The organism is Actinomycetota bacterium, assembly GCA_030776625.1.
Lineage (GTDB): Bacteria > Actinomycetota > CADDZG01 > CADDZG01 > WHSQ01 > MB1-2.
This window is the reverse complement of sequence record JALYHL010000007.1, coordinates 138052-158092: the sequence shown is the minus strand read 5'-3', so window position 1 is coordinate 158092 and position 20041 is coordinate 138052. Positions and strand designations below refer to the sequence as shown.

Genomic DNA, 20041 nt, shown 5'->3' with positions numbered 1-20041 from the left:
GCGACCCTAAAGGGCGCCGTGCGCTAGCGAACAGACGTCGACGCGCCGAACCGCGTTCGCATCATTGCGCAGCGTTGAACCCCGGCTATCTACCTCGATCCACCGGCGGAGGTGGGCGGGATCGCTACCGTCGCGGGGCAGGCCGCGATGCGCGGGGAAGTTGCTGGGACCTTCAGAGCTACTGCGGAGCCGGCTGCTTTAAGAGTCGGCTCCGCACACCTTGCAGACGACCGAGCCCAGCATCATCTTGAGGCGCGTGCTGCCGCACCGGGGACAGCGATCCAACTCGTCGACCCACTCCGGATGCTCCTGTTGGCACACCGGGCAAACCAGCACCTGCTCGCGCTTCACGACCGCCACGGCCCACGGCGAGGCACCTTTTATCGGATCGGTTTGCACGCGATCGCACCGGTAACAAGGCATCAGCGCAAGGCCCGCGTCAGAGCGGCTCTGGCCGCGTGATAGCCGCACATGCCGTGCACGCCGCCGCCCGGAGGCGTGGAGGCCGAGCAGATGTAGAGGCGGTCGTTCGGCGTCGTGTAGGGATTCACGCGCGCCGCCGGACGCGCGAACGTCTGACGTAGGTCCTGCACCCCGCCCGTGATGTCGCCGCCGACGTAGTTCGGGTTGTACGCCTCCATCTCAGCCGGGGACATCGATGACCGCCCCAGGATGCGGTCTCTGAACCCGGGGGCGAATCGGTCTATCTGCGCCTCGATGCGCTCGCTCATGTCCACCGTCGAGCCGTGGGGGACGTGGCAGTAGGCCCACAACGTGTGCTTCCCAGCCGGGGCGCGGGTGGGATCACACACGCTCTGCTGACCCACCAGGACGTACGGCCGCTCGGGGACACGGCCCTCCCACGGCGCCCGCTCCGAGACCGCCATCTCCCCAAGCGTCCCCCCGACGTGCACGGTCCCCGCGCGTCCGCAGTCTCGATTGCTCCACGGGACCGGCCCGTCCAGCGCCCAGTCGAGCTTGAAGATGCCGGGCCCGTGCCGGTAGCGCGCCATCCTCCTCGCATACCGAGGGGGCAGGTCGTCGCGCGCGATCGCGAGCATCTGGCGCGGCGACACGTCGAAGAACACGGCCTTGCTGGTAGGCAGCTGGGCGAGCGAGGTCACGGCGTCGCCCGTCTCGATGTCTCCCCCCAGCTCGCGCAGGTAAGAGACGAGCGCATCCACCAGCTTCTGCGAGCCGCCCTCTATCACCGGCCATCCGACGGCGTGAGCGAGCATCCCGAGCAGTAGGCCAACCGCGGCCGTCGGAGGCCGCTCGAGCGGCAACATCGCGTGCGCCGCGGCGCCGCCGAGCAACGCCTGCGGCGCGTCGCCCTCGAAGCGGGAGCCGAACAAAGAGGTGGCGGAACGCAGCCCGTTCAAGCCGAACCGCGCCATCGCCAACGGGTGACGAGGCACGCGGAACGGTCCGAGCAACTCGGGGACCAGCGCATCGGCCGAGCGCACCAGCGGCCCCATCAGCCGCCGGTAGGCCTTCGCGTCGGCGCCGAGTCCCGCCGCGGTCTCGTCGACCGACCGTCGCAGTAGCGCGGCGCGGCCGCCGTCCAGAGGTTGCGCCAGCGGGATCTCGGGCTGAACGACCCGCGCCCCCAGCCGCTCGAGGGGCACCGACGCGAGGAAAGGCGACGCCACCGCGAGCGGGTGGATCGCCGAGCAGACGTCGTGGACGAAGCCGGGCAGCGTCAACTCGGCCGAGCGGCATCCGCCACCGGGCCTATCACTCGACTCGAGCACGAGGACCGATCGCCCCGCGCGAGCCACCTCGATGGCAGCGGCGAGCCCGTTCGGTCCCGATCCCACCACGACGGCGTCGTATCCCGCCGCCGCGGCGGTCATCGCGCTACCCCTGTCAGACGGGTTGCTGCGGGTCCCTGTCGTTGCTGCTCGAGCGCTTGAAGGGCTTCGCCACAAGGCGGAACGGGGCGCCCGTCATGTAGATGCCGGAACGGACCGCGGAGTTCTTCCATACGTTCTTCGCGCGCTTCCACTGGCGCTTCTTGTCCACGCACACGATCTGCTTCTCGACCTCGGAGTCGTAGCCGAAGTGCTTCGCCAGGTTCCCGAGGGTCTCGAACCAGAACTTGTCCTCCTTGGCGTGCCCCCCGAAGGTCAAGCCCAACTCGTAGATCGGGTCGTTCGAGCGGATCAATAGTTGCGCTTGCGCGACCGTGTTGCCTTGCGCGTCCGGGTAAGCGCTGAACGTGATCCATCCGGCGAACATATGGCCCTCGGGAGCCATCAGCGTGAACGATTCGTCATCTGCATAGACGACGAGCACTCCCGTGGACAGCTTCAGCTTCCCCGGCATGCTCAGGTTGAGCACGGCGACCTCGCCCGGCGCGATCCCCGTGACGGGGCCGTAGAAGAAGTTGTTCGCGGGCCAGAACATCGGGAAGTTCTGCTTCCACTCCGCGATCACGTCTTCGGGACTGACCACGGAGCCGACCGAAACCTTGTAGGTCTTCTGCCACATCTTCCCGAACCCCTGGATCGGGCTCAAGACCTTCCGCCCCTCGACGTTGAGGTTCACGGCTCCTTGCGGCAGGTTCCCGACCTTGAGGGCCGAGACCGGCGTTGCCCAGTTGGCCGCGTCGCGCGATACCGGTGGCGCATCCTGCGTCCCCTGCTGCGGGGTCTCGGGGCTGACGCTCATGTGTGTTCCCCTTTCGCTCAGGCCGCGCCGGCGGCGGTGAGTGCGTCGGATTCGGTGCCGTAGATGCCGATCGCGTCGTCTAGCCGAGTGAGCTCGAAGATCTGCCGGTAGTGCTCGTTGAGCCCGCAAGCCAGAAGCTTCTGCTTGTGCCTGTTCGCGCGCACGAGAAGGGTCACCAGCATCCCGATGCCACCACTGTTCATGTACTCGAGCCCACTGAAGTTCAGGACCACGGTCTTGGCCTTCTCGCCCCCGGCCTCTTCGTAGGCCTCCATCAGCACACCTTCCGAAGCGGAGGTGACGTCACCCTTGATGTCGATCACGCTGACCTTGTCGCCGACCTTGCGGGTCGTCATGTTCACTCTCAGCTCTGCCATGTCATCCCTTTCTCGTGCTTAGGACAGTCGCTTCAAGAACCGTTGGAGAGCGCTGCTACTTCGTCGTCGTACATGGGCATGAAGTCGGCCAGGCGCGTGATCTCGAAGATGTGGCGGTAGTGATCGCTGAGGCCGCATGCGGCCACCGTCCGCTCCTCCTGACGAGCTTTCGCCAGCATCCCGACGATCACGGCGATCCCCGTCGAGTTGATGAACTCGGTACCGGCGAAGTTCAGGACGAGGCTGGTGCAACCAGCGGCGACAGCCTGGTTGTAGGCGTCGTTGATCACCGGCTCCGCCGAACGGTTGATGTCACCGGAAAGGTCGATCACGGCGATCTTTCCTTCCATGCGGAGGTGCGCTTCAGCGAGCGTCGCTGCCATCGTCCTCTCCTTTCAGATAGAGCACGAGCTCCACGGTGTGATGCACCTCGTCGCTCGTGACCTCCATCTCGTCGACCATGTTCTTGATGAGGAACAGACCCCAGCCGCGCGGTTTCTGGATGCCGGCGAGCTTCGCCTCGATGTCGGGCGTCTCGGCTTCGGGGATCTCTTCGCCGCCACCGAAATCGCGGATCAGCACCCTGAGGTCGTCGTCCGACAGAAGGACCTGAACACCGACCGCCAATGCCGAGTCGCCGTGGTTGCCGTGTTCGATCGCGTTCATGGCCGCCTCCGACACCGCGGTCTTCAGCTTCTCGAGCCGCGGCGCCGGGAGCCCCAGCGGGCGGACCGCCTCGGCCACGCGGTCCATCACCTCGCGCTCGTTGCCCGGGTCGCTGGGGAGTTGGAACTCGGCGAGCACCCGATGCCCGTTCGTGCCCGGCATCGTTATCTGCTCGGACCCGTTGGTCGCGTCGTCGGCGAAGTGGGAGTGGGCGGAGCGCTGCACGGTCACCAGCGTGATGTCGTCTTCCTGCTCTTCAACGCCGGCCGTGAACCGGTCCAGCTCCATCAGCAACTTGTCGATCAGAGCCTGACCGCCGTCCGCGTCCGTCATCAGCTCGTGCATCCGCGGGAAGCCGAACATCTCGCCTTCGGTGCTGTGGGCCTCCGCTAGTCCGTCGCTGTGGAGGAGCATGGTGTCCCCTGCGCCCAGCGTGGCTTCCTTCTCCTCGTACTTGCTTCCCGGCATCAGGCCAAGCGGCATCCCCGTCGCGCGGAATTCAACGACTCCGTCGTCGGTCCTGACGTAGGGGAGATTGTGACCGGCGTTGGCGAACTGGATCTTGCCGGTGCGGGGGTCGAGGACCGCGTACAGACAGGTGACGAACATGTGGGCCGGGATGTCCGGGAACAACAGGTCGTTCGCCCGCTCCATCACCTTGGACGGCGACACCTGCCGTTCGGCCTCCGCCCGGATGATGCTTCTCGTCGACGCCATCACGAGAGCAGCCGGAACACCCTTGTCGGTCACGTCGCCGGCGACGATCGCGATCCGGCCGTCGCTCAGCTCGATGAAGTCGTAAAAGTCACCGCCGACGGCGCGGGCGGGGCGGTAGAAAGCCGACACCTGCCAGCCGGCGAGCTCCGGCAGCTCCTTGGGAAGGAACTGCTGCTGGATCAGGGTCGCGACGCGCATCTCTTGTTCGAGGCGCTCCCGGTCCCGGACCTGCGCCTCTTGCTCCTGGACGAGCTGACCCACTCGAACCGCCGGTGCCGCCTGTGCTGCAAGGTTGTCGAGGAGCTTGCGGTCGTCGCCCGAGTAGTCGCGCTCCGACAGCCGGGGGCCGAGGTTCAAGAGACCGATCAGCTCGCCCTGGGCCACCAGCGGGACGACGAGCTTCACCCCCGCCTCCCTGAGCGCTGTCACCGCGGGCGACTCCAGCTCAAGCGAGTCGACGTCGACGGCGCCCGACGCGCTCTGGAAGTAGGCGATGATCGGGTCGTTCGGGGCGATGTCGACCGGAGGAGACTGAGCTACCTCGGTCACCGCGTTGACGTCACGCCCGGCATGGTCGCGGCGTCCCTTGGGCCTCACTCGCTGCAGTGCTCTTCCGAATCGCGTCATCGTGACTCCTTTCTAGAGGGTCAGCGTCTCGAAATCGTTACGACGGCAAGGGATACGCAGAATCTCGTAGCGATTCATGAGCGGAGGCCCTCCGGCTCCCGCAGCCACACCGACGCGTGCGCCGGCTGCATCGTCGCCCCCACCACGCCCACGAGCTCCGCGGTTAGCGCCTCGAGATCTACGCGTTCCCGCAACCGTGACGCGAACGTGCGGACGGTCTCGGCGGCGTCGTATCTGCGCCGGTAGAACCGCTGGTCGATGAAGCCCTGAACCTTCGCGCGCAGCGGCCGGAACAGGGCGGCGACGAGCAGCGTCGACCCTGCGACCGCAAGATCGGACTCCCTCGTCAGAGGCTCCAACACCGTCTGCAGGATCACGACCGTTCCCAGATAACCGACGGCGAGGATCGCGCTCAGGACACCGTAGACCAGGGTCCGGTTGACGATGACATCGATGTCGTACAAGCGATAGCGGAGGATCGCAACCGTCATCGCCACGGGGATCGAGACCATCGCCAGACTGCTGAAGATCTCTAGGAAGTTGCCCACCGCTGTAGGAAGCGGTCCTGAAACGGCGGCGAGAACCAGCGAGACGCCCATCGTCGCGGCTGCGAACGCGAACAACTTCATCTGCTGGCGTTGCAAACCGCGGGACCTCCGGTACCTCTGCACCGTCCCGGCGACAGCCGTAAGTAGGGCCCCAACGAACGCGACGGTGCCGAGGCTGACGAAGACGTCGGTTGCCGCCGTATCGGGGAGGGCGTAGCGGTTCTGGATGTGTGAGGGGAGGTTGTTCAAAGGTCCCGGAGCGAGAGCGAAAGCAAGGCAGCCGGCCGCGAAACCAGCCCACATCAACCTGGCGCGAAGCCGCCAGCGGGGGCCGGGAAGATCCCCGGAAGGGAACAGCAGGATCGCGAACGACAGCAAGCCCAGAAAGATCACCCAGCTCCAAGAGGAGAACCATGCGGCCACGTAGACGAGGTCGTTGTCGCTTCCCTGGATCAACGGGACGACGGCGTACACATCCCCCGCGGTGACGACGGCGAAGGCGAGGCCCACCGCACAGAAGAGCCACCCCACGGGATTCTCCGGACGCTTCGAGCCCAGCAGAGCTCCGGCGAGTGCGAACACCATCGCGGCCGCTGGCCCGAACCCGGTGAAGGCCCACGCGCCTTCGTTTTCGACATCCGCCGACTCCAGCACGCCTGGAATCAGCGCGACGCAGATCGCGGTCGTCGCAACCAAGCTCAGAAGGGCAAGCCGTGACCGGTCGCGCAGGATCATCGCGCTCGCTCCGGATGACGCAACCACAGCGACGCGTGCTCGGGCTGCATCGTGGCTCCGACCACTGCGACGAGCTCCTGCCTCAGCGACTCCAGGTCGACCTGATCGCGCAACCGGGCCGAGAACGCACCTAGCGTCTCGGCGGCGTCGTACTTCCGCCGGTAGAAGCGCCGGTCGATGAAGGACTGCACCCGCGCGAGGGCGGGACGAGCCAGTGCGGCGACCGCCAGTGTCGATCCCGCCACCGCCAGGTCGGACTCTCGCGTCAGGGGCTCGAGTACGCGCTGTAGCAGAACCACGATCCCGAAGTAGGAGGTCGCGAGGACGGCAGTGAGCGTTCCGTAGACGAGGGTCCGGTTGAGGATCACGTCGATCTCGTAGAGCCGCGTTTTGAGCACCGCAACCGCGATCGAAGCCGGCAATGACAGGATCGCCAGCACGATGAAAACGGTCACCTCTGCGTCTCCCAGGTCGCGGATGAAGGCCTCGATCAACGCGATCGACCCGAAGCAAACGAAGATCCCCGCGCCTCCTAACGCGAGCCACTTGAGCTGCTGACGCTCGACTCCCCGCGCGCGGCGAGACCTGATAATGAGAGACAGGACTCCGACCGCCATCGCGCCGAACGCAAGGGGGCCGAGCAGCGCCTCGACGATGCCGAAGATCGCCCGTAGCGGCTCTAACCCGAGCGGGTTGTGCAACGGCCCCGACGCAGCGGCGGCGGTCTCCCCCGCCTCCAGCGGGCCAGGCTTGAAGGTCGCATGCAGTATCCAGACCCCGACGACAGCCCAGAGACCCTTACCCACGCCGTGCCACCTTGGTGACGGAAGAGAGCCGTCGGGGAGGTAGAGCGGAACGACCAGAAGGGCGCCCAGCCCCGCCGCGAACACCACCGTCGAAACCCACAGCAGCCACGCCGCTACGACCACGTTGCCGCTGTGCAGCGGGAACGCCGCGAGGTCGCTCAACGCGACACCCAGCATGATCAGGAGCGGCGCGACCAACAGGATCCACCCGAGCGGCCGGCGCGGCAGGCGCGGAGCGATGAGCGCTCCCGCCGTCGGGAACCCGATGAAGGACGCGGCCCAGATGGCGTCCATCAGCTGGATCCCGGGACCCACCGGCGGGTGCAACCCGAAGTAAGCGGCCGTGGCGAGGGTCACCACGAACGCGGCCCACAGGGTCCACGCCAGCACTCTGGCGCTCCTCATGAGGCGGTCTCCTGGCGGAGCCAGATCGAGGCGTGGGCGGGCTGCATCGTGGTGCCGACTACGCCGACAAGCTCCTGGGTCAGAGACTCAAGGTCCACCTGATCGCGCAGCCGGGCCGAGAAGCGCCCCAGCGTCTCCGCCGCGTCGTACTTGCGCCTATAGAAGCGGCGATCGATGAAGGTCTGGACGCGGGCGCGCAGCGGTCGGAAGACCGCCGCCGCGGCGAGCGTGGAACCTGCAACGGCGAGGTCCGACTCGCGCGTGATCGGCTGCAAGACGCGTTGGAAGAGCACAACCGTTCCGAGATAGAACCCCGCGACGATCGACGTAAGCGACCCGTAAACCAGAGCGCGGTTCACGACGACGTCGATGTCGTAGAGGCGATGCCGAAGGATGCCGATCCCCATCGTGACCGGGACGAACAACAGGGCGGCGACGATCACGAAGAACCCGGCGTACTCCTCCTCGCTCTGGTCGACGTGCTGGATCAGCTGGCTCCCCAGGAACAGCACAGGGAAAGCGGCAACCGCTAGGACGAACCACTTCATCTGCTGTCGTTCCAGCGTCGCCGCGCGACGGAAACGAACGAACAGCGACACGATGGCCAGCAGCCCCCCAAACGTGAGCGCAGCATCACCGGCCGAGATGATGCTGCTAGCGACGGAACCCGGAATGAGACCCCCGAGGGGATTCGACAAACGAGGGACTCCGTCGATCGGCCCAGGCCGGAGCGCATAGCCGGAACAGCTGGTGACGATCCCCGCGCTGATAAGCCTGCTGACCCATCGCCACCACGGGGACGGGAGTCTCCCAGTTGGGAAGCGCAAGAACAGGTGCACGAATAGTGCGAAGCCCGGGATCGTCACCCAGAGCGTGGACCAGGCCGCAAGCATCCCGAGCGGAAGCCCGGGATGACCCTGTTCGTAGACGAACGACGCATAAGCCTCCGCCAGCAGACCCAGCGCCACGCCCCCGGCGCCGGCAAGCATCAGCGGACCGACTGAGTTTTCCGGTCGGTTCGCCAGCACGAGCGCCCCGACGACGGCGGTGGTCGTCAACCACACGCTCAACACCGCGATCGCAACCCAGTCGTCGTCGAGAGACAGCAGCAGCGTGCCAACCAAGATGGTGATGACGGAAACAAGCCCTCCCGCCGCGAGGACCCGAGGCTGACTCGTCATGCGCGTACCTCCACCGGCTCGACCTGGCGGAGCCACACCGATACGTGCGAAGGCTGCACGGTCTCGTGGATCACGGAAACAAGGTCCCCGGCCAATTGCTGAAGGTCGACCTCGTCGCGCAACTTCGAGGTGAACCGCTCCAACGTCTGCTGCGCGTCGTATCTATGCCGGTAGAAGCGGCGGTCGATGAAGCCCTGAACCCTCGTGCGCAGCGGGCGGAACAGCGCGGCGACGGCCAACGTGGAGCCGGCGATCGCAAGATCGGATTGCGCCGTGATCGGACTGAGAACCTGCTGCAGAAGAACGACGATCCCGAGGTATGCGCCCGCCAAGATCGCGCTCAGCGCTCCGTAAACGAGGGTCCGATTGACGATGACGTCGATGTCGTACAGGCGATGTCTCAATATCGCCGCCGCGGCTGCGACGGGCAAGATCGCCTGCAATCCCTCTTCGAAGAAGTCCGGGATCTCATACCCGAACCCATCCAGAGCGCCAAAGAGGATGAAGCCCCCGACCATCAGGACGGCGCCGTAGACGAACCACTTCATCTGCTGACGCTCCTCCCCCTTCGATCGCCTGAACCGCAGCACCAGCGAAACCACAGCGGTCAGCGCAGACACGGACAACAGGGGCAGGAAGAGCAAGACCAGGGGCATGTCGTCCGGGTCCCCTAGAGGGGAGATGCCGATCGGGTTCGAGACCTCGAGCAAGGACGCTTCTTCTCCCTGGAGAGGATCCACGTTCAGTACGGGGTCCAACGCTGTAAGAACGGTCAGAAGCGCAGCGGCTATGCCGATGCCCCAGGCAACCCTGCCCCAGCGACCAGACAATGGTCGCCCGGTCGGGAACAACAGGGAGGTGCCGCTCAAGAACAGGAACAACCAGGGCATCCAGTACCACTCCGCGTACCACGCCGCGGCCACTCCGAACAGCGGGGCCTGGGACGGGATTTCGACCAAGGCGTAGATGGAATAGCTGTGCGCGAGCTGCCCCGTCGTGGCCAAAAGCCCCACGATCCCGAACAACCATCCGATGCGGTTCCCCGGGCGAGCCAACAAGATCCAGGCCCCGACCAACGTGAACAGTGCCTGACCGATCAGCAGATCTCCCACCGAATTCCGCGCGCTATCGGAACGAGCGGACAGCGCGAGGAAGCCAACGATCGTCAGCGCAAGAAGCGTCAGCATCGCTACTCCGGGCAGGTGCATCCGTCTCACGCCGGCACCTCGCTGGGTCGGATCCACACCGACACGTGCGCAGGCTGCATCGTCTCGCCAACGACCTCCACCAGCTCGTTGCTGAGCGAGTCGAGGTCGACCGTGTCTCGCAACCGCGAGCTGAACGAGTCGAGCGTTCTGCGGGCGTCGTACTTCCGGCGGTAGAAGCGTTGATCGATGAACGCCTGGATGCGGGAGCGCAGCGGACGGAAGAGCGCCGCGACCGCCAGGGTCGAGGCCGCGACCGCCAAATCGGATTCCTCGGTAAAGCTCCCGAGAAGCCGCTGCATCACAACGACGATGCCCAGGTACACCGCCGCAAGGGCCGCTGTCAGCACCGCGTAGACCAGCGCCCGGTTGATCACGACGTCGATGTCGTATAGCCGGTAACGAAGTATCGCCATCCCAACGGCGACCGGGATTCCGACGGTGACGATGAGGACGGACAGGGACATGATTGCCCCGCCTACGGAGGATGAGAACAAGCTAACGAGGCCGCCGACCGAGACCACCACGATGACGGCGAGCAGCGTGTACGCGAGCCATCTGATCTGCTGACGCTCCGTCGAGTCTCCACTCCTGTACCGAACGACAGGAGCCAACGCCGCGGCCCCCAGCGTGGCGATCGCCAGCGGCATCAGAACAAGTCCTAGGACGTCAAAAGCCTCGGTGACACCGGGTATGGCCACGGGATTAGGAACCGCTTCGCCCTCGGGGTCGCCAAGCACGAGTTGCTCTGACTGGAACATCGTCCCGAAGATCACCAGACCCCAACACACGACGAAGGTCCGAGCCACCCACCGCCAACCACGCGACGGAAGGTGGCCATCCGGGAACAGCAGCAGCGACAGACCGAGGAGCACGTAGTTAAGAGGCCACGTCCAGTTGCCCAACCAGGCCGCCAGTGGCCTCACGGAATGCATCTGCCAACCGCCGAGCTGTACCCGCTCATCTAACTGCGCCGCAAAAAGCGTTAGAGAGGCCACAACGCCGAGACCTAAATAGAGCCACCCGATCCGGTTGTTGCTACGCGACGCCACCACGGCGCCGACGGTCGCGAAACCGGGCACCAAGAACATCTGAGGGGAGAAGACGCCGTCGCCTGCGATCTCGTTCGGGATGTACAGCGCGACGCCTGCGATCAGGAGCACCAGCGCCAGACCCCAGAAGCTCCAGGCGATACGAGAGCGGTTCATGTTGTACCTACCTTGGCGGGCTCAAGTGACCGGAGCCACACCGACACGTGCGCCGGCTGCATCGTCTCGCCAACGACCTCCACCAGCTCGTTGCTGAGCGAGTCGAGGTCGACCGTGTCTCGCAACCGCGAGCTGAACGAGTCGAGCGTTCTGCGGGCGTCGTACTTCCGCCGGTAGAAGCGTTGGTCGATGAAGGCCTGGATGCGCCCGCGCAGCGGGCGGAACAAGGCGGCGACGGCAAGCGTGGAGGCCGCGACCGCCAGATCTGAACCCTCGGTGAACTCGCCCAGAACCCGTTGCATCACCACGACGACGGCCAGGTACACGAGTGCAAGGGCGGCCGTGAGCAGCGCGTAGACCAGCGTGCGGTTGATGACGACGTCGATGTCGTACAGGTGATATCTGGTGATCGCGATCCCCACAGCGACCGGGATAGCGGGCAGAGCGAACAACGCGCCGTACGACAGCAGCGGGATGGCCTCTGAGACGTCCACAGGCGCTGCCGGAGACGCCGTGAACATCACGACGATGGTCAGTGCGCCGCCCAGCAACAACCACTTGATCTCTTGCCGCTCGACCTGTCCTGCCCCTCGGTAGCGGAAGCCGAGCGATACGGCCGCGAGCAGGAGGGAAGACCCGAGCAGCGGGACGCCTACCGCCTCCAGGGTCCCCCACACTCCCTCACCGGTCCGATCGAAGACTTGCTCACCCGTCAACGGCAACTGCGCGAGCGGCCACGCCTCGATCGCACCGGCGACTGCCACCATCAGAGCTCCGCAGATCGTCATCGCGGCAACCGGCCACCACCTGGGGGAGGGCGGCCGTCCTGTCGGGAAGAGGAGGAGAACGAGGGGGTACGCGGCCGCGCCCAGCGACCACACCCACGGCGCGACCCAGGCGGCAGCAGATCGGAGCGGCCACCCCTCCTCGAGCGCTACATATGAATACTCCGCCGCGACCGTGTTGAGACTGCCGAAGAAGCCCGACAGCAACATGATCCATCCGATCACGTGTCCTCGCCGGGCGACGATCACGCCCCCTATCAATGCGAACGAAACCGCGAGGACGGCCGATCCCGTAGCGTCCGCCTCATCCAAGGTTCCGTGAACCCGCTGCACCAGCACAAGGCCTGCGGCGGAGACAGCAACGGCGAATGTCGACAGGATCAACGCGAGTGCCGTCGACGCGCGACCTGTCACGCCGCCGCACACGCCGCGCTCGCTCACGACGGCAACACCTCGGCCCCCTGCGGACGCAGCCATACCGACACGTGCGCGGGCTGCATGGTCTCTTGCACGACTTTGGTGAGGTCCCTCGCCAGGTGGTCGAGGTCCACGTCCTCGCGCAGACGCGAGCTGAAGGACTCCAGCGTCAGCCGCGCGTTGTACTTCCTCCTATAGAAGCGACGGTCGATGAAGGCCTGCAGGCGCGCCCGCAGCGGGCGGAACAAGGCCGCCACCGCGAGCGTCGATCCAGCAACGGCGAGGTCCGACTCTTCGGTCAGTCGCCCGAGCGTTTGCTGGAGCGCCACGACGAGGCCGAAGTAAACGAACGCGAGGATGGCGGTGAGCACGCCGTAGACCAGCGTGCGGTTGATGATCGCGTCGATGTCGTAGAGCCGGTACTTCAGGATCGCGACGCCGATGGCGCCCGGGATCGTCCACAGCACGAGCGGGAAGATGATCTCGGGCAGGTCGAAGGTGTCGCCCAGGAAGATCGCGACGCTGAAGGTGACAGCCGCGAGCAGGAGGAGCTTCAGCTGCTGGCGTTGCTCAGCCCCCGCACGCCGGAACCTGACGATCAGCGACGCGAGGCACAGGAACATGAGGCCGAAGAACGCGAAGAGGACGGGGTCTACCGCCTTCTCGCCGTCCTCGAAGGGCAGAAAACCCACGGGGTTCTCGAGCGAGTAGCCCTCTCCCTCGAGCCTGCCCTGGAACATCGAGGCGAAGGTGACGACGGCTATGGCGGCCCCCGTCGCCCAGACGAGCCAGCGCCAGCGCGGCGTCGGCGGTTGGCCATCGGGGAACAGGAGGAGTCCCAGCGTCGGGATGGCCATCAACCCGGGGAACCAGAGCCACTGCTCGAGCCAGGCAGCCAGCGTCGCGCCCGGCCACTCGCCCGGCTCCTTCACGAAGGCGAGATAGGTGTACTCGGTGGCCACGAGGAGAATCCCGACACCCACCCCTACCTGGAGGAAGATCCAGCCGACCGCGTTGCGCGGGCGGCGGCTGGCGATGAGGGCGCCGATGACCGGGAAGCTGGCGAAGCCGAGCAGCAGCGCGATGTGCTCGACCACCCCGTCGTCGTTCGCGTGGCCGAGGAGCTCCTGCATCACGGACGCGCCCGCCATCGACGCGAGCGCGACCGCACACAGCCCCCAGGCCAGGGGCGAAACCCATCCCTTCACGCCCGCAGATTGGTTCATCGCCGTCCCGGAATCGTTACGGAAGGCAGCGCCGCCCGCAATGCCGTTGCGCAATTTGCCTACTACCTGTAGATGTGCAGAGATGCGGGAGCGGCGGCGATGAGTGGACTAGTGATCTCGGTCCTGGGGAGCCCCACGGTAGAGGTGGACGGCGATCCGGTCCAGGTGGACACCCGGAAGGCGACCGCCCTGCTGGTCTACCTGGCGGTGACCAGCCGGACCCAGAGCCGAGATCGGATCAGCGGGCTGCTGTGGCCGGAGTACGACCAGGAGCGGGCCCGGGCCGCGTTGCGTAGGACGCTGTCGTCTCTCCGGAAGGCGCTCGGTGACCGCTGGGTCTCCGCCGACAGGCTCGGCATCTCGCTCGACCTCGACGGCGTCGACCTCGACGTCCGCACCTTTCGCGGCCTGCTTGAAGAGGCGGAGAGGCACTCTCACCCAGACGGCGAGACCTGCGCCGCCTGCGTCGCAGCCCTGACTCGAGCGGTCGAGGCGTTCGGAGGCAGCTTCCTCCAAGGCTTCTCGCTGCGGGACGCGGACCCATTCGACGAATGGCACTCGCTCGAGTCCGAGAGCCTCGAGCGGGAGCTGGCAGCCGCACTGGACCGCCTTACCCGCGCCCAGGTCGCGCAGGGAGACCTGGAGGCGGCGGTCGAGGTCGCGAGGCGGAAGCTGGCGCTCGATCCGCTGAACGAGCCCGCTCACCGCCAGCTCATGCAGCTCTATGCCTGGAGGGGCATGCGAACCGCCGCGCTGCAGCAGTACCGCGAGTGCGTGGGGATCCTGGACAGAGAGCTCGGGGTCTCTCCCCTGGGCGACACAACAGCGCTTTACGAGGCGATCGGCGAAGGCGTCGTCCAGGCGGTGGAGCAGACGCAGCTGTCGCGGCCGGAACCGGCGGGACCACGGCCTCTACCGGGCGACCATCCGCTACGAGGTCGTGCCCATGAGTGGGACCTGCTGCACGAGGCGTACGCCGCGGCCGGCCCCGGGGGCCTCGTCGTGGTCGTCGAGGGCGAGGCGGGCATCGGCAAGACGCGACTCGGGCGCGACTTCCTCGTAGCCGTGAGTGGTCGCGGCGCCACGACCGTCACCGCGCGCTGCTACGAAGGAGAGTCGGGCCTCCCATACGCGCTGATAAGCCAGCTCCTCGCTCAGTCGGCAGATCGGATCCCGGTGGCGGGACTGGAACCCGCCGTCCTCGCCGAGGCGGCGCGGCTCGTGCCGTCGCTGCTGCCCGATCAAGGCCCCGCGGGCTCGGTCGACGACCCGGGAGCGCTGAGCCGCTTCTTCGAGGCGTTGCGACAGGTGCTGGTGGCCGCGACGGGTGGCGAGCGGCCGGGCGTGATGTTCCTCGACGACCTCCAGTGGTGCGACCCGGCATCGCTAGACGTGCTCGGCTACATCGCGCGGCGCCTGGATGACACCCCGCTGTGCATCGTCGTCGGATGGCGCACCGAGGAGGTGGAGCCCGGCCACCCGCTGCGCAAGATCGCAGGCGACGCGGCGGGGGCGGGACCAGGTCGCCACCTCGTGCTGCGGCGGCTCGCGAGGACGGACGTGCAGGCGCTCGTGGAAGACACGCGGGGCCTCGGAGTATCGAGCGGCGAAGAGCTCGCGGCTCGCCTGATGGAAGAGACCGAGGGCATCCCCTTCTTCGTCGTGGAGTATCTGGCGATGCTCGCGAGCCGCGGCGGTGAGTGGGAGATGCCGCGCACGATCAAGGAGCTCCTGAGGTCGCGCGCCGGACTCGCCGGTCAGATGGCCCGCCAGATCCTAGGCGCCGCCGCGGTGATCGATCGTTCTTTCGATTTCGACACCGTGTGGCGCGCCGGAGGCAGAACCGAGCTAGAAACCGTCGACGCACTGGACGAGCTCGTGCGTCACGGACTCGTCGTCCCATCGCCGTCGTCGCCCCCAACCGCCACCTACGAGTTCTCGCACCAGAAGCTACGGTCGTTCGTGTACGAGTCGATGAGCCCGGCGCGTCGTCGCGTCCTACACCGGCGGGTCGCAGAAGCGTTCGTCGCGGCGTCTCGCGGCGCGGACCAGTTCGCGTCCACGCCCGCGCTGGTGGCCCGCCACTACGAGCTGGGCGGCATGGAGGCCGAGGCCGCTAGGTATCACGAGGCCGCCGCCATCCGGGCCCGGGAGGTCTACGCGAACCGAGATGCGCTGGCTCACTACGTGGCCGCGCTGGCACTGGGCCACCCGGACCCGGCGCTCCTTCATGAGGGCGCGGGCGACATGTACGTCCTCCTAGGCGAGTACAAGAACGCGGTCGACAGCTTCGAGAAAGCCGCGGCTCTGGCTGCCGTCGACGCCATCCCGATCCTCGAGCACAAGCTGGGCGAGGTGCATCTCAGGCGCGGGGACTTCGATCTGTCGCAGAGCCACTTCGTCACGGCGCTCGAGAAGTTGGGACCGCGCGGCGACCCTGTCGTCGAAGCACGCGTCCTCGCCGGGATGAGCTTCAATGCGCACCGCAACGGCGAGATCGACGAGGCCGCGGCCCTCGCCATCCGCGCGCTGGACGCTGCTACCGCTTCGGGAGACCCACCCGCTCTGGCGCGCGCTCACAACCAGCTTGGAATCCTCGAGAACGCGCGGGGTCGCCACGCTGAGGCGAGGGCGCATCTGCGACAAAGCCTGGCGCTCGCGGAGGAGCTAGCGGACTTCAGCGGCCGCGCTGCGGCTCTCAACAACCTCGCGCTTGCGGCGCGCTCGGAGAACGATGTCATGGGTGCGCTCGAGCTGACGCGCGAGGCTTTGGAGATCTGCGCACAGCAAGGAGATCGCCATCGAGAGGCGGCCCTGCGCAACAACATGGCCGACCTGCTACACGAGCTCGGTGACACCGAGGGGGCGATGCGAGAGCTCAAGCAGGCAACTGCGACGCTGGCGGAGATAGGCGAGGAGCCGACCGGGCTGCTCCCGGAGGTGTGGAAGCTCGTCGAGTGGTAACGGCTAGGCGAGAAGAGACGTAGGTCCCAGAAGGGCTTTCAGCTCCGCGTGCAGCCCGTTGGAGGTGTCGACGGAGAACTCGCTACCGAGCCGGAGAACGGTGGTCTTGCGGTTCTTCGCCAGATGCAAGAAGACCTGAGTCGTCCCGGGATGGTTCGCCAGCACGTCCTTCAACGAGTCAACGATCTTCGGCGTGCACGACTCCACGGCCATGTTGATGACGAGTGGCCGGTCCTCTCCGAGGTCCGGCTCGTGGAACTCGAGCGCCATGATCTTCATCGAGTCGTCGCGCGCATCCTGGTCCACGCGGCCCTTGACCAACAGGATCGCGTCCGGCCGGAGCAGGGGGCCGAACTGCTCGTGGACCCGGGGAAAGACGACTACCTCGACACTCGCGCCGGCGACGTCTTCGACCTGCAGCAGCACCATGACCTCACCGCGCCTCGTCACCTTCTTCGACAGCCCCGCGACGATCCCGCCGATCGTGACGATCTCGCCGGGACGGCGGTCGCCCAAGGAGGTGATCGCAACGTCGGTCATGCGTCCGAGGAGGCCCTCGACGCCGAGGAGAGGGTGGTCCGAGACGTAGCGGCCCAGCACTTCTTTCTCTTGCGCGAGCAGAAGCTCCTTCGGGTGCTCGTACATCGGGATCGCTCGGTCGTGAGGCGTGTCGTCCTGATCGGCGGAGTCGAAGAGACCGAACTGACCGTGCTCGCGCATCTTGCGCTGTTCCATGATCTCGCAGCAGATGTCCTCGAAGCAGTCGAGTAGTCCTTTGCGCGTGTGGCCGAGGGACTCGAACGCGCCCGCCTTGATCAGTGACTCGACCGTCTTGCGGTTCAGGCAGGTGTAGTCCACCCGCCGCGTGAAGTCGTGGAAGGACCTGAACGGTCCACCTTTGTGACGAGCCTCCACGATCTTCTCGACCACGCCCTCGCCCACTCCGCGTACTGCGGACAACCCGAAGCGGACGGAGTCACCCGTGGGCGTGAAGTCCATGTCGCTCGAGTTCACGTCCGGGATGAGGATCGGGATCGCCATCTTCCGGGCCATGCTGAGGTACTTGGGCTTGTCGTCCTTCCGGTCCTTTACCGATGTCAGCAGCGCGGCCATGTACTCCACGGGGTAGTGCGCCTTGAGCCAGCCCGTCTGGTAGGCGATGTACGCGTAGCAGGCGGCGTGCGCGCGGTTGAACGAGTAGTCGGCGAAGCGCTCGATCAACGCCCAGAGGTGATCGGCGTCGGCTTTGGTGACGCCGCCGTTCGTGCAGCCGTCGATGAACCGCGGTTTCTCGGCGGCCATGATGTCGCGCTTCTTTTTGCCGATCGCCTTGCGCACGAGATCTGCCTGGCCCGGGGTGTAACCCGCCAGCTTCTGCAGCGTGAGGACGATCTGCTCCTGGTAGACGAGGACGCCGTAGGTCTCCTGGGTTATCTCTTCGAGCTCTGGGTGGAGATAGGTGATCTTGCTGGGATCGTGCATGCGCTCGATGTAGGACGGGATCTGATCCATCGGGCCCGGCCGGTACAGCGCGACCATCGCCATGATGTGCTCGAACTTCGTCGGCTTCAGCTGCGCCAGATACCGACGCATCCCCTCCGACTCGAGCTGGAAGACGCCGTCGGTGTCACCGCGCTGCAGGATCTCGAAGACCTTCGGGTCGGCGAAGTCGAGCCCGTCCACGTCGACCTCGACGCCGCGGTTCGCACGGATGTAGTCGCGCGCCAGCTCGATTACCGTGAGGTTGCGCAAGCCGAGGAAGTCCATCTTCAGCAGCCCCAGCTCCTCGACCCCGTTCATGTCGAACTGCGTAACGACCTCGTCGTGGTCCCCGCGTTTCAGGGGAACGTGCTCGACCAGCGGGTCGCGACCGATCACAACGCCCGCGGCGTGGATCCCCGCGGACCGCTTGAGGTTCTCGACCTTCAGAGCCGTGTCGATGATCTCCTTCGCCGCACCGCCGGCGTCGTACGCCTCCTTGAGCTCAGGAGAGGTTTCCAGCGCGCTCGCAAGACCCGAGTCGCGGCCCATGATCAGCGGCGGGTACATGCGCGTCAGCTTGTCGCCCTCCTGGTAGGGGAAGCCAAGCACGCGCGCCGCGTCTTTGATCGCCTGTTTCCCCTTGATCGTGCCGTAAGTGACGATCTGGGCCACGTGATCCTTGCCGTACTTGTCGCACACATAACGGATCACGTCGCCCCGCCTGCGGTCGTCGAAATCGATGTCGATATCGGGCATCGCGATCCGCTCGGGGTTGAGGAAGCGCTCGAACATGAGGTCGTAGCGCAACGGGTCCAGCTCGGTGATGCCCAGGGCGTAGGACACGATTGAGCCCGCGGCGCTACCTCGCCCCGGACCCACGCGGATCCCCTGGTTCTTCGACCAGTTGACGAAGTCCTGGACGACCAGGAAGTAGCCGGCGAATCCCATCTGCTCGATCACGTTGAGCTCGTACATCGCGCGCTCGCGCGCCTCCGGGACGTCTCCGCCGTAACGTCGCCTCAGGCCCTCCACCACGAGCTCGCGCAGGTACCCGTCGAGGGACTGACCCCGGGGTACCTCATAGCGCGGCAACAGGAGCTGTCCCATCGAGATCTCGACGTTGCAGCGTTCCGCGACAGCGAGGGTGTTCTCACACGCGCCCGGCCAGCGAGCGAACGTGCGCGACATCTCCTCGGGGGACTTTAGATAGAACTCGTTCGAGTCGAACTTGAACCGTCCTGGATCGGACATGACCGACCCCGTGTTGATGCACAGCAACACGTCGTGGCCGACCGAGTCGTCCTTGTGGGTGTAGTGGCTGTCGTTGGTCGCAACCCACGGGATCCCCATCTCCGTCCCGATCTTCACGAGCTCGTCGTTAAGCCGCGCTTGCACCGGGATGCCGTGGTCCTGAAGCTCGAGGTAGAAGCGGTCGCCGAACAGCTCCCTGTACTGAGCCGTCTTACGTCGAGCACCCGCGAGGTCGCCCGCGACGATCAGCCTCGGGATCTGAGCCGACAGGCACCCCGAGAGGCAGATCAGCCCGTCGGAGTACTCGCTCAGAAGGTCCCAGTCGGCGCGGGGCTTTGAGTGGTAGCCCTCGAGCCACGCCTTCGAAGAGATCTTCATCAGGTTCGCGTAGCCCGCGTTGTCCTGGGCCAGCAGCGTTAGGTGGAAGATCCCTTTCTCGGGATCGCGGGCGTCTTTCTGCGCCGGGCGCTCGGCCCGATTGCCGCCGAAGAGGTAGCCCTCCATGCCCAGGATCGGCTTGACCTGGTACTTCCCGTCCGTCCGGTTCTTCTGAGCCGATCTATAGAAGTCGAGGACGCCGTACATCACCCCGTGGTCGGTGATGGCGCAGGCGGGCATCCCCGCCGCCGCGGCCGCGTCGAACATCTCGCCGATCCGGCTGGCCCCATCGAGCATCGAGTACTCGCTGTGGGCGTGGAGGTGGACGAAGCTCACGGGCGGGACGGCGCTCCTTTTCGGACTCGGCCGCTCGAGCGGGAAAGGCGCCTC

General features: G+C 66.2%; 15 protein-coding genes. 1 reads left to right on the top strand and 14 read right to left on the bottom strand.

The window, feature by feature from the left end:
* Positions 1–198: 198 nt before the first annotated feature.
* The 13 genes from M3N53_12145 to M3N53_12085 all read right to left on the bottom strand — a co-directional run bounded on the left by M3N53_12145 (position 199) and on the right by M3N53_12085 (position 13558).
* Positions 199–360, bottom strand: coding sequence for a hypothetical protein (locus tag M3N53_12145; protein MDP9069079.1), 162 nt, complete (start codon positions 358–360; stop codon positions 199–201).
* A gap of 62 nt (positions 361–422) precedes the next feature.
* Positions 423–1856: an NAD(P)/FAD-dependent oxidoreductase gene (locus tag M3N53_12140; GenBank protein ID MDP9069078.1), complete on the bottom strand. Its 1434-nt coding sequence runs from the start codon at positions 1854–1856 to the stop codon at positions 423–425.
* Between the two features lie 13 nt (positions 1857–1869).
* On the bottom strand, positions 1870–2673 hold the full coding sequence (locus M3N53_12135; GenBank protein MDP9069077.1) for a hypothetical protein: 804 nt from the start codon (positions 2671–2673) through the stop codon (positions 1870–1872).
* 17 nt (positions 2674–2690) lie between these two features.
* On the bottom strand, positions 2691–3050 hold the full coding sequence (locus M3N53_12130) for an STAS domain-containing protein (protein MDP9069076.1): 360 nt from the start codon (positions 3048–3050) through the stop codon (positions 2691–2693).
* Positions 3051–3082: 32 nt separating this feature from the next.
* The gene (locus M3N53_12125) at positions 3083–3433 is read right to left on the bottom strand and encodes an STAS domain-containing protein (protein MDP9069075.1); all 351 of its coding nucleotides are present in this window, start codon (positions 3431–3433) and stop codon (positions 3083–3085) included.
* Positions 3414–5060: a SpoIIE family protein phosphatase gene (locus tag M3N53_12120; GenBank protein ID MDP9069074.1), complete on the bottom strand. Its 1647-nt coding sequence runs from the start codon at positions 5058–5060 to the stop codon at positions 3414–3416. The genes M3N53_12125 and M3N53_12120 overlap by 20 nt, the downstream gene beginning before the upstream one ends.
* Positions 5061–5134: 74 nt before the next feature.
* Entirely contained in the window at positions 5135–6343 is a 1209-nt protein-coding gene (locus M3N53_12115; GenBank protein MDP9069073.1) for a hypothetical protein, read from the bottom strand.
* Positions 6340–7554: a hypothetical protein gene (locus tag M3N53_12110; protein ID MDP9069072.1), complete on the bottom strand. Its 1215-nt coding sequence runs from the start codon at positions 7552–7554 to the stop codon at positions 6340–6342. The genes M3N53_12115 and M3N53_12110 overlap by 4 nt, the downstream gene beginning before the upstream one ends.
* On the bottom strand, positions 7551–8735 hold the full coding sequence (locus tag M3N53_12105; protein ID MDP9069071.1) for a hypothetical protein: 1185 nt from the start codon (positions 8733–8735) through the stop codon (positions 7551–7553). The genes M3N53_12110 and M3N53_12105 overlap by 4 nt, the downstream gene beginning before the upstream one ends.
* Positions 8732–9952, bottom strand: a complete 1221-nt coding sequence (locus M3N53_12100) for a hypothetical protein (protein MDP9069070.1) — start codon at positions 9950–9952, stop codon at positions 8732–8734. Before M3N53_12100 ends, M3N53_12105 begins: the two co-directional genes overlap by 4 nt.
* Positions 9949–11148, bottom strand: coding sequence for a hypothetical protein (locus M3N53_12095; protein MDP9069069.1), 1200 nt, complete (start codon positions 11146–11148; stop codon positions 9949–9951). Before M3N53_12095 ends, M3N53_12100 begins: the two co-directional genes overlap by 4 nt.
* Positions 11145–12374 (bottom strand): hypothetical protein, encoded by a 1230-nt coding sequence (locus M3N53_12090; GenBank protein ID MDP9069068.1) that lies wholly within the window; start codon positions 12372–12374, stop codon positions 11145–11147. Before M3N53_12090 ends, M3N53_12095 begins: the two co-directional genes overlap by 4 nt.
* Positions 12371–13558, bottom strand: a complete 1188-nt coding sequence (locus tag M3N53_12085; GenBank protein ID MDP9069067.1) for a hypothetical protein — start codon at positions 13556–13558, stop codon at positions 12371–12373. The genes M3N53_12090 and M3N53_12085 overlap by 4 nt, the downstream gene beginning before the upstream one ends.
* Positions 13559–13675: 117 nt before the next feature.
* Between M3N53_12085 and M3N53_12080 the strand changes: the two genes are divergently transcribed.
* On the top strand, positions 13676–16540 hold the full coding sequence (locus tag M3N53_12080) for an AAA family ATPase (protein MDP9069066.1): 2865 nt from the start codon (positions 13676–13678) through the stop codon (positions 16538–16540).
* Between the two features lie 3 nt (positions 16541–16543).
* On the opposite strand, the gene dnaE is transcribed toward M3N53_12080, so the two are convergent.
* On the bottom strand, positions 16544–19987 hold the full coding sequence (gene dnaE, locus M3N53_12075; protein ID MDP9069065.1) for a DNA polymerase III subunit alpha: 3444 nt from the start codon (positions 19985–19987) through the stop codon (positions 16544–16546).
* Positions 19988–20041 lie beyond the last annotated feature (54 nt).